Consider the following 11,975-nt stretch of genomic DNA (forward strand, 5'->3'; position numbering starts at 1 on the left):
TCGAATAGGGGCCGGTCTCGGGCTGTGTTTTTGCCGGCGACTTCCCCGCTGTGCACCAAGATAGTTGGGTGCCCAGTTTCACCACCAGAGCCGCGCGACTCGACGACGCCGCCGAGCTCGCCGCCGTGCATACACAGTCATGGCAAGAGACCTATACCGGCTTGTTCCCGGCTCAAGCGTGGGGCGCCGAGTCGCGTACTCGCCGCGAGGCGATGTGGAACGTATTGCTCACCGACCACGACACCACCTCCGTCGTGGCTGAAGTTGACGGTGTCATCGTGGGCTTGGCGCACGCAGAACACAATCGCGACGAGCCGGACCTCCCCGCCGAAGAACTCAAGATGATTTATGTCTTGGCCAGTGCTCACGGCACTGGCGCCGGCCAAGCCCTGATCGACGCGGCGCTCGGCGGCGCCCCAGCTAGCGTGTGGGTACTCGAGCACAACCCTCGCGCGCGTGCCTTCTATGCCAAGAACCGCTTCATGCGCGACGGCATAGTGCGGGAGATGGACTTCAATCCGAACATCCGGGAACTTCGGCTTATTCGTCGCTAGAGATCCGGGGCGCGTGGCGACCTGGAGCCACGACACGTAACCCGTGGCTCAGCCATTCAGAGTAGACGCGCACACCCAATAATCATATTATTGGACAATCACAGGGTGTAGAGCTGCAGTCGCCGCTCCACCGCTGCTTCGACACAAGGGACGACGATGACTTGGATGGTGACCGGCGGTGCCGGCTATATCGGCGCACACGTGGTGCGCGCCCTGATCAGCGCGGGAATAGACACCGTAATCGTGGACGACCTTTCGAGCGGATTCCAGAAGTTCGTTCCCGAGGGCGTGCCCCTCGTGCGGGCGAGCATCCTCGACAAAGCCGCACTCGTGGATGCGATGAAGACACACCACGTCACGGGAGTCATCCACGTAGCGGGCTTCAAATACGCTGGCGTCTCCGTGAACCGCCCCCTTCACACCTACGCCCAGAACGTGACCGGAACCCTCGCACTGCTCGAGGCGATGGCCGGGTGCGACGTCGAACAGATCGTCTTCTCGTCGAGCGCCGCCGTGTTCGGAACCCCGGATGTCGACCAGGTCACCGAGGCGACCGTGAAGGCCCCTCTCTCCCCCTACGGAGAATCGAAGCTCATCGGTGAGTGGCTGCTGCGCGACCAGGAACTCGCCACCGGTCTTCGCCACACCTCGCTTCGCTACTTCAACGTTGTCGGTTCCGGAGATGCCGCGGTTTATGACACGAGCCCCCACAATCTGTTCCCGCTCGTATTCGAAGCGCTCGTTGCCGGAAACACGCCCCGGATCAACGGTAACGATTACCCCACGCCGGATGGCACCAACGTGCGCGACTACGTTCACGTCGCGGACATCGCTGCAGCCCACGTGGCCGCAGCACAACGTCTCGAAGCCCACGACAGCATCGAACCGGCCTACAACTTGGGAAGCGGAGACGGACTCTCCGTTGCCGAAATCATGACGGCCGTGGCATCCGTGACCGGCATCCCTTTCACCCCAGAAATTGCCGATCGCCGTGCCGGCGATCCGCCGCGCATCGTCGCGAACGGCGACCTGGCCGCCCGCGACCTGGACTGGAAGATGCGTCACACTGCCGAAGAGATGGTCCGCAGCGCCTGGGAAGCCCGCCTGCGCGCAGAAGAAGGAAGTGCGGAATGACCGCAAAAATCACTAAGCGCCCGACGACCTTGAATGACGGTCGCGAACTCATTTACTTCGATGATGCGGACACGACGCTCGGCGACGAGCGCTCGGTCGACAGCCGCACGCTCGACCCTCGCCCCGCCACGGCGACCATGCGCCAAGACATCCTCACCGGCGAATGGGTATCGATCGCGGCAGCGCGCCAGAACCGTGTGTTTTTGCCGCCCGCCGATCAAGATCCCCTCGCGCCGCAAACTGCGAGCAACCCTTCCGAAGTTCCCGCGGTTTATGACGTTGCCGTGTTCGAGAACCGCTCGCCCTCGTTTGGGCCCGCTCTTGCCGGGAGCGAGAACGCTCCCGCCGGCCTTGACGATCTAGCAGAGCTCGGACTGGGTCGCACACGCAGTTCCATCGGACGCTGCGAGGTCGTATGTTTCAGCCCCGATCATGAAGGATCATTCGGCACACAAACCGAAAGCCGCGCCCGGACAGTGATCGAAGCGTGGGCCGACCGCACCGGAGCGCTCTCCGCGCTCGACGGCGTGCAGCAGGTCTTCCCCTTTGAGAACCGAGGTGAAGCGATCGGCGTGACGCTGCTTCACCCTCACGGCCAGATCTACTCGTACCCCTACATTACTCCGAAAACTCAGCGGACCCTCGACTCCATCGAGCGCACGTCGCCCACGATGTTTCAGGACATTCTCGACTTCGAACGGGCGGGTGATCGTGTGGTCTTGAGCGGAGAACACTGGACCGCATTCGTGCCCTTCGCCGCGCGCTGGCCCATCGAAATTCACATGATGCCGCACCGTCATGTTCCCGACTTCGCGGCGACGTCTGAAGCCGAACGTGATGAACTCGCGAGTCTTTACTTGAAACTGCTGCGCGGAGTCGATGCCATTTACGACTCCCCCACGCCATATATCGCGGCCTGGCATCAAGCTCCCGTCAATCGAGCGCGCGATACCTTCCGCTTGCACCTTCAACTGACGTCGCCGCGACGTTCGGCAGACAAACTGAAGTACCTCGCCGGCTCAGAATCGGCAATGGGCGCTTGGATTGGCGATGTCACGCCCGAAGCCGCAGCCGCCACCATCCGAGAGGCCATCGAACGCGCATGAGCACCACCGAACACGACCTCATTACGAACTTCACTGAACTGACCGGCCACGCACCGGAAGGAATCTGGTCGGCGCCCGGCCGCGTGAATCTCATCGGGGAACACACCGACTACAACGAAGGCTTCGTGCTTCCGTTCGCGATCGACCGCCGCACCCGCGCCGCTGTCGGTCTGCGCACTGACGGAACTATTCGAGTGACGAGCAGCTTCGACCACACCTCGGTTCAGTTCGAGCTCGCCGCTCTCGATGCGGCCCGTGCTGCGGGTGAGATCACCGGCTGGAGCGCATACCCGCTCGGGGTCGCTTGGGCGCTCGGCCAGCACGGCGCTGACCTGAGCCGCGTAAGCGGCGTGGACATTCTTATCGACTCGACCGTTCCGGTCGGGGCAGGGTTGTCGTCATCCGCCGCCATCGAAAGTTCGGTTGCGCTGGCGCTCAACGACCTCTGGAGCCTCGGCTTTACGCGCGAGAAACTCGCCAAGGTCGGACAGCTTGCCGAAAATGAGGTCGTTGGTGCTCCCACCGGCATTATGGATCAATCGGCATCACTCCTCGGCGCCACCGATTCGGCGGTCTTTCTCGACTGCCGCTCGCTCGACGCCGAAGTAGTGCCACTTGGCCTGGCGAAAGCCGAGTTGAGCATCCTCGTCATGGACACGCGCGTATCGCACTCGCATGCCACCGGCGGCTACTCCGAACGTCGCGCCGCGTGCGAAGCGGGAGCTGCCGCAATGGGTGCTTCCTCGCTGCGCGACGTGAACGTCACCGACCTCGATCGCGCGAAAGAGTTGCTCGACGACGTTACCTATCGCCGGGTGCGCCACGTCGTCACCGAAAACCAGCGAGTGCTTGACACCGTTCGGGCTCTGAGCAACGAAGGCCCGCTCGCCATTGGGGCGCTGCTCGATGCCTCGCACGTCTCGATGCGCGATGACTTCGAAATCTCGATTCCCGAACTTGACCTCGCCGTGGAAACGGCACGCGACAACGGAGCCATCGGCGCCCGGATGACCGGCGGTGGCTTTGGCGGAGCAGCGATTGCCCTCGTGCCGCACGCTCTCGTTACGGCCGTGGAATCTGCGGTTCATGCAGCATTTGCCGCGGCTGGTTACACGGAACCCGTCACCTTCACGGTGACTCCGTCGCACGGTGCCGAGCGCACCAGCGGAACAGCCACGAAAAAGTAGCGGCCACAGAACGATTCGTGGAAAAGATCTTTCGCCAGCAGAGTTGCTCTGCTGGCGAAAGAACTCTCACAACGCGACAACGACCGGTGGTGGAGATGGGGGGAATTGAACCCCCGTCCACTGCTGTAATTCCATGCCTTCTACGGGTGTAGCTTGTGCAGACGTTCTACTCGGCTCTGACCTTTGCCACAAGCACCTAGGTCAACGAGCCCAGCCAGAGTGCAAGTCCCACGTAGCCCTCAGGCGTAACTACGCAGCAATCTCTCTAAATTGCGCCAGAATCCGAGTAGAGAGCATTCCCGGTCTGACGGACTTCTTTAGTGCGCTCGCTTAGGCAGCGAGGGCGAAGTCAGTGCGCTTTGAATTGGCACTTATAGTTTGCAGTCATCGTTAACGAGATAAGGCTGCATTCTCGACCCGCTTCTCACAGTTTTGCAGGCAATGTCGAAACCGATCATCCCCCTGTGTGGGTCGTTGTCGCGCTGTGGAGTTATCAATAGTGCTCACGAATGGGCAGCCCTCAATGATAGGTCACATTCCTGAGACAAACCAGCCCGTTGAGCAAGCACACAGCGAAGAGCGCGGGTGGAACCTGCCGCACCGCCTCAGCGCACGCTGCCAGCGAACGCACCGCCCACATGCAGTCGACGAGAAGTAGGTTGGGGTTATGAGTGAAACAACTACAGCTAACCCCGCAAAAGTGACGATGTACGGAGCAGACTGGTGCCGTGATTGCCGCCGCTCCGAAGCACTCCTCAACTCCCTCGACATCGAGTGGGAGAAGGTCGATGTCGAGAAGGACCCGACAGCTGCCGATCGCGCACACGCCATCAGCGGTCGCCTCAACATTCCCGTTGTTCATTTCACGGACGGAACCTTCCAGGTCGAGCCCAGCGATAACGACCTCAAGACGAAACTGGCAGAGCTCGGCGCTATCTAGCGATGCCTCTTGTCATCACCGTTCGAGGTGAGCACGAGTCGTGGCACGCTGCTGAACGCGGCATCGTGAACCTATCGGTAGCCATTGATGGCCCCGATCGGAGCGAAGTATTCGATGCTGCCATGCAGTCATCGGGCCGGGTTCATGCCCTCCTCACTCAGCTCGCCTCGAACGATGGTGCAATCACGCGGTGGTCGTCTGACACCGTTCGCGTGACATCACAACGGCCGTGGAACAACGCCGGGGAGCAACTCCCCCTGGTCTACTCCGCCGCCATCGGCTACATCGCTCGCTTTCGAGATTTCGACGCTCTGGCGCTATTCATTGAATACGTGAGCGCCGTCGACCACACGACCGTCACGCTTGTCGAATGGGAACTCACCGAGGAAGCCACTCGGGCGGCCCTCGCTGACGCCCGGCACCTTGCCGTGATCGATGCCTATACCAAGGCTCGCGAGTATGCCGAAAGCGTCGGGCTCTCTGAAGTCACCACAACAGCAATCGCCGATCCGGGAATGCTCGCTGACGTCGGCCCCGGTTCTCTCTCCGCCGGCAGCGGAACCCGGGCATCCCTGCGGATGACGGGCGCCCCCGGTGACGGAGGCCAGCTGGCACTTAAGCCGGAGAAGATCTCCGTCGCCGCAAGCGTCGAGGCTCGCTTTCACGCCAGCTAGGCGAGAACGCGTTGTCGCGAGACAGCGCGATAGACATGCAGCGAGCCAGCGAGAAAGACCAAGCTACTCGCCCATATTCTTGCGAGCCGCCATGGCACGATCGGACTCGCGCTTATCTTGGCGTTCACGCAGCGTCTGGCGCTTGTCGTACTCTCGCTTGCCCTTGGCAACAGCAAGCTCGACCTTGGCCCGGCCATCCAAGAAGTAGATGGATAGCGGCACGAGCGTGTAACCACCCTGCTTGATCTTGTTGTGGATCTTCAGAATCTGCTCTTTGTGCAGCAGCATTTTGCGCTTGCGACGTGGAGGATGGTTGGTCCACGATGCTTGAAAGAACTCCGGAATGTGCACGGCATCCAGCCAGGCTTCGGAGTGATCATCGATAAAGCCATAGCCATCGATGAGACTGGCGCGCCCTAGCCGAAGAGACTTGACCTCCGTGCCCGACAGCACAAGACCAGCCTCATAGGTGTCTTCGATGCTGTAATCGTGGCGGGCCTTGCGGTTGCTGGCAACAACCTTCCGCTCACTTTCCTTGGGCATGGTTCACTTCTCTCTCAAATACGGATGCCACGCGACTGCGGCGAGTGCCGACAGTGCAGCAGACCAGTTTAGCGCGAGACTGCCCCCGCGGCTACACCTAGAGGCAGCGACCTATACCTTCAAGTACCGGCTGATGGCGACGCCCGCCGAAATGGCAGCCAGCCCGGCGCCCACCGCGATGAGAATCGGCACGACGAGAAGCGCCTCTTCCATTCCCAACAAGCTCGTATTGAGCGGCAATGTTGAGGCCAAATAGCCGCGAACGAAGAACTGAACGATCGCCACGATCGCACCACCGGCGAGCACAGAACCGATCAATGATGCGAACACTCCCTCGAGAATGAACGGCGTTTGAATGAACCGGTTTGATGCCCCCACCAGCCTCATGATGCCGAGTTCTCGCCTTCGCGAGAAGGCACTGAGTCGAATTGTGGTCGCAATCAACAAGACCGCGGCGATGAGCATCAGCCCGGCGACCCCAATTGCGGTGTAGCTGGCGGCGTTCAGGATCGCGAAGATCGGCTCCAAATAGGCTCGTTGATCTTCAACGCTTTCGACTCCCGCAAGCCCCGACAGGCTCTCGATGAGAACATCGGACTGCTCCGGATCGACGAGGTTCACCCGAAAACTCTCGTTGAGAGACTCCGGCGTGATGATGCCTTCAAAGGTGGTGTCGGCAAACTGCTCTTTGAAGTTCTCGTACGCCTGCTCATGCGTCTCGAACTCGACCTCATTGATATACGGGGCGAGTGTCGGTGAATCGAGCTGTTGCTGCACTGCCGCGATTTGATCTTCCGTCGCCTCAGCCAGGGTGCAATTGCCGGTCGTGTCGATTTCAGTGCACATGTAGACCGCCACTTGCGCGCGGTCGTACCAGTAGCCCTTCATCTGCCCGATTTGCATCTGCAGAAGAATGGATGCACCCACGAACGTGAGTGAGATAAAGGTCACCAGAACGACGGAAACCACCATCGAGAGGTTGCGGCGCAGTCCGCTGCCGACCTCTCCTAAGATCAGTCCGAGCCTCATGCGTCGAGCCCCTCACCCTGCGAAGACGACTGCACGGTAGGACGCTGCGGCGGAGCCTGCGTGGTCGTGGCGGAAGCCGGCTTGCTTGCGGCGGGATGCGGAACTCGCCCCTGAGTAGGAACAGCCTGCGTTTGGTACCCGCCCTGCAGCTCGTCACGCACAATCTGGCCGCCGATGAGCTCGATAACGCGGCGCTTCATTTGGTCGACGATGCCAGCATCGTGGGTAGCCATCAAGACGGTAGTGCCGCCGAGGTTGATCCGCTCGAGGAGTGTCATGATTCCCGCAGCGGTCGCCGGGTCAAGGTTTCCGGTCGGCTCATCCGCGAGCATGATGGCGGGCTTGTTCACCACAGCACGAGCGATGGCCACACGCTGCTGCTCACCACCCGAAAGTTCATGAGGAAAACGATTCGACTTGCCAGCGAGGCCGACCATCTTGAGAGCATCCGGAACAGCTTCTTGGATGAAGCCCCGGCTCTTGCCGATGACCTGCAGCGTGAACGCCACATTGTCGAAGACCGTCTTGTTGGGCAGCAGACGGAAGTCTTGGAAGACCACGCCAAGGTTGCGACGGAAATAGGGCACCTTGCGGCTTGACAGCGTATTCAGGTGCTGACCGAGCACGTGAATGGAACCCTTCGTGGGGTTCTCCTCTTTGAGGATCAGCCGCAAAAAGCTCGACTTGCCCGAGCCGGATGCGCCAACCAAAAACACGAACTCGCCCTTGAGGATCTCAAGGTCAACAGAGTTCAGCGCCGGTCGTGTCGTGCCCGGATACGACTTCGAAACAGAATCAAAACGAATCATTTGGAGCCAGCCTAAAGAGCCGCACCTGAGAACTCGGCAGCGACGCACCGCAGGCACATACTCACAGGGTGGCCCAGTTCAGGGCACACCGGCAGCGAACGACTGACCAGCGGAGCCCTAGCTAGACCGAACGGTCGTGGTTATTCGATGACGCGTTTGCGCCACTTGATTCCTGCCGAGATGAAGCCGTCGAGATCGCCATCGAACACGTTTGAAGGATTGTTGACCTCGTACTCGGTGCGGAGGTCTTTCACCATTTGGTACGGCGCCAAAACGTAGCTGCGCATCTGGTCGCCCCAGCTCGCCGTGATTACTCCCGCGATTTCCTTTTTCGTGGCAGCCTCTTGCTCGCGCTGCAGGAGCAGCAAACGCGACTGAAGCACACGCATAGCGGCCGCACGGTTCTGAATCTGACTCTTCTCGTTCTGACAGCTCACCACGATTCCGGTCGGTAAGTGAGTGATGCGCACCGCGGAGTCCGTCGTGTTCACCGACTGGCCACCCGGACCGGAAGAACGGAAGACATCGACGCGGATGTCGTTCTCGGGAACTTCGACAACATCCGTCGTCTCAATCAGCGGAACAACCTCAACCGCAGCAAAGCTGGTCTGGCGCTTGCCCGCTGAGTTGAAGGGGCTCATGCGCACGAGGCGATGCGTGCCGGCTTCGACGCTGAGCGTTCCGAAAGCAAACGGAGCGTCGACCTCAAAGGTTGCCGACTTGATGCCCGCTTCTTCGGCATAGCTCGTGTCGAGCACGCGCGTCGGGTAAGAGTGCTGCTCGGCGTAGCGCAGGTACATGCGGAAGAGCATGTCGGCAAAGTCGGCGGCGTCGACGCCTCCGGCCCCTGCACGAATTGTGATGACGGCGGGCCGCTGGTCAAACTCGCCGTTCAAGAGAGTTTGTACCTCGAGGTCGCCGAGAGTCTTACGGATGCCAGCGAGCTCAGTGCGAGCATCCGCTGCAGCCTGCTCGTCATTTTCTTCATTCGCGAGCTCGACCATGATCTCGAGGTCGTCAAGACGGTTGGAAATGGAGTTGATTTTGGCGAGCTCGGCCTGACGATGGCTGAGGTCGCTCGTCACCTTCTGCGCCTTGTCGGTGTCATCCCACAGATCGGGGGCACCGGCTGCTTCGCTGAGGCGCGCGATCTCCGACTCGAGGCGGTCAGGGTCGACTACCTGGCTAATGTCCGCAAAAGTGGAACGCAGCGCCGCGATGTCGTCAGAAAAGTCCAGTTCATCCATGTCGCTCACCAGACTACCCGCGAAGGCTGACTGGCACGTGGTTCTGCACCAGCGAGCGATGCTCGGAGATGAACGCTCACGCCCTACGATTGAGGGCGATGAGCACAACAGAACAACCCTTTAGCTGGCGTTCGATCGGACTGCCCGTTCTTTTGCCGACGCTGCTGTTTTCCATCGGTGAGGGCGCGATTATTCCGCTGATTCCGATTGCCGCTGACAGCTTGGGAGCCACGCTGGCGATTGCTGGTCTAGTGGCGGCGGTGCTGACCATTGGCGAACTCTTCGGCAACATCCCGAGTGGATGGCTCATCTCCCGCATCGGCGAACGACCGGCCATGATTGGCGCGAGCGCGCTTTCGATCATCGGAGTCGTGATTGCGATTCTTGCGCCCAACCCTGTGGCACTCGGCTTTGGCGTGCTGCTGCTCGGCCTGGCCGCCGCCGTATTCGCCCTCGCGCGGCATGCTTTTTTGACCAGCTTTGTTCCAGTGGCCTACCGTGCCCGCGCGCTCTCGACGCTGGGCGGAACCTTCCGCCTCGGCGTCTTCATCGGACCGTTCATTTCGGCGGGCGTCATCCATCTCACCGGCACAGTTTTCGCCGCCTTCTGGATTCACGTGGTGGCCGCTATCGCCGCCGCCGCCGTGCTGCTCTTACTGCCCGACCCCGCGACGACCTTTGGCGCCGTGCACACCTCGCGAGTCAACAACCGTGTACCGCGGGATGGCGAGGCGCTTGTGGAGAAGGAATCACACGGTCTCTTCGCAACGGTTCGCCGTAACCGCGCTCTGCTTTCGCGCCTCGGCCTCGGTGCCGCTGTGATCGGCGCCATGCGCGCGAGCCGCCAAGTGATCTTGCCGCTCTGGGCCGTGAGCATCGGCCTGGCCGACACCAACACGGCGATCATCATCGGTATCGCCGGCGCCGTGGACTTCGCCCTCTTCTATACCGGTGGCCAAATCATGGATCGCTTCGGCCGCCTCTGGACAGCAGTGCCCTCACTCGTTGGCCTCGGGCTCGGCCACCTCGTACTCTCGGTCACCCACGACGTGAGCGCGAACACCGCGTGGTTCATTTTCGCCGCGATGTTCCTGTCGCTCGCGAACGGCCTTGGCAGTGGAATTCTGATGACGCTCGGCGCGGATCTCGCTCCCCCGGCCAACCCCGCTCCCTTCCTTGGTGCATGGCGCTTCACCGGTGGCGTTGGGCAGGCAGCCTCACCGCTGCTTATTGCGGGGATTACCGCAGTCGCGTCGATCTCGGTCGCGGCCGGAGCGATTGGAATTCTTGGCCTCGTCGGCGCCGGCATTATGCTGCGCTACGTGCCCCGCTACATCCAGAAACCTCAGCGGTAGCCGCCGTGACCGCTATCCCCACCAGCAACCTCATCGCGTTCGTGCTGGTGGCACTCCCGATCATTCTGATCCCCGGCCCGAGTGTACTTTTTCTCATCGGCCGATCGCTTTCGCTCGGCAAGATGGGCGGCATCATCAGTTCGCTCGGCAACGCTACGGGCGGCGTCGTGCTGGTTTTCGCTGTCGCCTTCGGCGTGGGAACCGTTATTGCTCAGTCGGTGGTCGCCTTCACGATCGTCAAATACCTAGGCGCCGCGTACCTGATCTATTTGGGCGTGCAGGCCATTCGACACCGTAACGACCACACCGCGACGGATGCCGCAGCTCCCCGAGTGCAATCACGCTGGCGAATCTTCAGCCAGGGTTTCGTCGTGGGCATCACGAACCCAAAAGCCACCGTGTTCTTCGTGGCGGTACTGCCGCAGTTCGTGAGCTTCGGAGCCGGCAATGTGCAGCTTCAACTGCTGGTACTGGGACTACTGTTCATGGCTATTGCTGTCGTGTCGGATACATCATGGGCAGTTGCCGCGGGGTTTGCGCGCGATTGGTTCGCACGCTCCCCTCAGCGAATCACCACCCTCAGCGCGATCGGCGGCATAGCCCTGATCGCGCTGGGAGTGGGTTCACTGTTCATTCCGCACGCTAGTGAATAGCGGCGATCGCATCCGAAATCTGCGTTGAGCCATCGGTGAACTCGATCGTCTGACCGATGGTGTTGTCAGCATCGATCACCTCAGCGAGCACGCGGGCAACGTTGTCACGACTCGTGTGCTCATCGGTGGCGTCGTCTCCGAGGCCGATCGCTCCCGAAGCGGGTTCGCTGGAGAGGGAACCCGGGCCGACGATTGTGTGATGCAACGGCCCCTTGCGGAGGTGGTCATCCGCTTCAGCTTTCGCCTGGGCATACGCGAAGAAATCGTTGTCTTCGGGAACACCATGGTCGAAACCGGCACCCTTGTACGAGACCATGACGTAACGCATGACACCGGCGTGGGCCGCAGCATCCATGGTTCGGATGGCCGCATCGCGGTCGACAGAGTAGGTACGTTCGGGGCTGCCCCCGCCAGCACCCGCGGAGAAAACAACCGCGTCATGGCCGGTGAAAATCTCGGACAGCTCTTCGGCACTCAACTGCTCGATGTCGGCGATGACCGGCATAGCTCCGGTGGCGCTGATGTCAGCTTCTTGTTCCGGTTTGCGGATGAGCGAATGCACAGCATGACCGCGTGAGGTGAGAAGCTCGGCCAAGCTCAGGGCAATCTTGCCGTGGCCTCCGACGATAGCGATACGTTTCATGGCTAACTCCTTTGCTTCGGTGGCGCACCCGCGTGGGATGCACGCTCAACGGTACGGAGCCAAGCTCACTGTTGGCTGGACAGAACTCGACCGTCACTCAT

The 11,975-nt window shown here is 61.0% G+C and carries 13 protein-coding genes and 1 other RNA gene; 8 read left to right on the plus strand and 6 right to left on the minus strand.

What is annotated here, in order from left to right:
• Positions 1–68: 68 nt before the first annotated feature.
• The 4 genes from ACWTV3_RS09390 to galK all read left to right on the plus strand — a co-directional run bounded on the left by ACWTV3_RS09390 (position 69) and on the right by galK (position 3,981).
• Positions 69–554 (plus strand): GNAT family N-acetyltransferase, encoded by a 486-nt coding sequence (locus ACWTV3_RS09390; RefSeq protein WP_498477960.1) that lies wholly within the window; start codon positions 69–71, stop codon positions 552–554.
• Between the two features lie 156 nt (positions 555–710).
• Entirely contained in the window at positions 711–1,688 is a 978-nt protein-coding gene (gene galE, locus ACWTV3_RS09395; protein WP_498477961.1) for a UDP-glucose 4-epimerase GalE, read from the plus strand.
• Positions 1,685–2,794, plus strand: a complete 1,110-nt coding sequence (gene galT, locus ACWTV3_RS09400) for a galactose-1-phosphate uridylyltransferase (protein ID WP_498477962.1) — start codon at positions 1,685–1,687, stop codon at positions 2,792–2,794. Before galE ends, galT begins: the two co-directional genes overlap by 4 nt.
• Positions 2,791–3,981 (plus strand): galactokinase, encoded by a 1,191-nt coding sequence (galK, locus tag ACWTV3_RS09405; protein ID WP_498477963.1) that lies wholly within the window; start codon positions 2,791–2,793, stop codon positions 3,979–3,981. The genes galT and galK overlap by 4 nt, the downstream gene beginning before the upstream one ends.
• A gap of 87 nt (positions 3,982–4,068) precedes the next feature.
• Here the strand turns inward: galK and ssrA are convergent.
• Positions 4,069–4,443: a transfer-messenger RNA gene (gene ssrA, locus ACWTV3_RS09410) on the minus strand.
• 205 nt (positions 4,444–4,648) lie between these two features.
• Here ssrA and ACWTV3_RS09415 point away from each other — a divergent pair.
• Together ACWTV3_RS09415 and ACWTV3_RS09420 are read left to right on the plus strand one after the other, a co-directional pair.
• Complete coding sequence (locus tag ACWTV3_RS09415; RefSeq protein ID WP_498477964.1) at positions 4,649–4,921, plus strand: glutaredoxin domain-containing protein; 273 nt, start codon at positions 4,649–4,651, stop codon at positions 4,919–4,921.
• A gap of 2 nt (positions 4,922–4,923) precedes the next feature.
• The gene (locus ACWTV3_RS09420; RefSeq protein WP_498477965.1) at positions 4,924–5,595 is read left to right on the plus strand and encodes an SIMPL domain-containing protein; all 672 of its coding nucleotides are present in this window, start codon (positions 4,924–4,926) and stop codon (positions 5,593–5,595) included.
• Between the two features lie 63 nt (positions 5,596–5,658).
• Here ACWTV3_RS09420 and smpB read toward each other — a convergent pair whose 3' ends face one another.
• From smpB to prfB, 4 genes are all read right to left on the minus strand, one after another.
• On the minus strand, positions 5,659–6,138 hold the full coding sequence (gene smpB, locus ACWTV3_RS09425) for an SsrA-binding protein SmpB (RefSeq protein WP_100389855.1): 480 nt from the start codon (positions 6,136–6,138) through the stop codon (positions 5,659–5,661).
• A 111-nt stretch (positions 6,139–6,249) separates the two neighbouring features.
• Positions 6,250–7,167 (minus strand): permease-like cell division protein FtsX, encoded by a 918-nt coding sequence (ftsX, locus tag ACWTV3_RS09430; RefSeq protein WP_498477966.1) that lies wholly within the window; start codon positions 7,165–7,167, stop codon positions 6,250–6,252.
• Positions 7,164–7,976, minus strand: coding sequence for a cell division ATP-binding protein FtsE (gene ftsE / locus ACWTV3_RS09435; protein ID WP_498477967.1), 813 nt, complete (start codon positions 7,974–7,976; stop codon positions 7,164–7,166). Before ftsE ends, ftsX begins: the two co-directional genes overlap by 4 nt.
• Before the next feature lie 140 nt (positions 7,977–8,116).
• On the minus strand, positions 8,117–9,223 hold the full coding sequence (gene prfB, locus ACWTV3_RS09440; protein ID WP_498477968.1) for a peptide chain release factor 2: 1,107 nt from the start codon (positions 9,221–9,223) through the stop codon (positions 8,117–8,119).
• Positions 9,224–9,321: 98 nt separating this feature from the next.
• On the opposite strand from prfB, the gene ACWTV3_RS09445 reads away from it, so the two are divergent.
• Complete coding sequence (locus ACWTV3_RS09445; protein ID WP_498477969.1) at positions 9,322–10,578, plus strand: MFS transporter; 1,257 nt, start codon at positions 9,322–9,324, stop codon at positions 10,576–10,578.
• A 5-nt stretch (positions 10,579–10,583) separates the two neighbouring features.
• Positions 10,584–11,231, plus strand: coding sequence for a LysE family translocator (locus ACWTV3_RS09450; RefSeq protein WP_498477970.1), 648 nt, complete (start codon positions 10,584–10,586; stop codon positions 11,229–11,231).
• Here ACWTV3_RS09450 and ACWTV3_RS09455 read toward each other — a convergent pair.
• Positions 11,221–11,874, minus strand: coding sequence for an SDR family oxidoreductase (locus tag ACWTV3_RS09455; RefSeq protein WP_498477971.1), 654 nt, complete (start codon positions 11,872–11,874; stop codon positions 11,221–11,223). The two genes, ACWTV3_RS09450 and ACWTV3_RS09455, sit on opposite strands and share 11 nt — an antisense overlap.
• Positions 11,875–11,975 lie beyond the last annotated feature (101 nt).

The organism is Salinibacterium sp. AL4.1, assembly GCF_059767305.1.

Coding starts and splice junctions, on each gene's coding strand:
- galE (WP_498477961.1), top strand. CDS start 711: ATGACTTGGATGGTGACCGGCGGTGCCGGCTATATCGGCGCACACGTG.
- galT (WP_498477962.1), top strand. CDS start 1,685: ATGACCGCAAAAATCACTAAGCGCCCGACGACCTTGAATGACGGTCGC.
- galK (WP_498477963.1), top strand. CDS start 2,791: ATGAGCACCACCGAACACGACCTCATTACGAACTTCACTGAACTGACC.
- ACWTV3_RS09415 (WP_498477964.1), top strand. CDS start 4,649: ATGAGTGAAACAACTACAGCTAACCCCGCAAAAGTGACGATGTACGGA.
- ACWTV3_RS09420 (WP_498477965.1), top strand. CDS start 4,924: ATGCCTCTTGTCATCACCGTTCGAGGTGAGCACGAGTCGTGGCACGCT.
- smpB (WP_100389855.1), bottom strand. CDS start 6,138: ATGCCCAAGGAAAGTGAGCGGAAGGTTGTTGCCAGCAACCGCAAGGCC.
- ftsX (WP_498477966.1), bottom strand. CDS start 7,167: ATGAGGCTCGGACTGATCTTAGGAGAGGTCGGCAGCGGACTGCGCCGC.
- ftsE (WP_498477967.1), bottom strand. CDS start 7,976: ATGATTCGTTTTGATTCTGTTTCGAAGTCGTATCCGGGCACGACACGA.
- prfB (WP_498477968.1), bottom strand. CDS start 9,223: ATGGATGAACTGGACTTTTCTGACGACATCGCGGCGCTGCGTTCCACT.
- ACWTV3_RS09445 (WP_498477969.1), top strand. CDS start 9,322: ATGAGCACAACAGAACAACCCTTTAGCTGGCGTTCGATCGGACTGCCC.
- ACWTV3_RS09455 (WP_498477971.1), bottom strand. CDS start 11,874: ATGAAACGTATCGCTATCGTCGGAGGCCACGGCAAGATTGCCCTGAGC.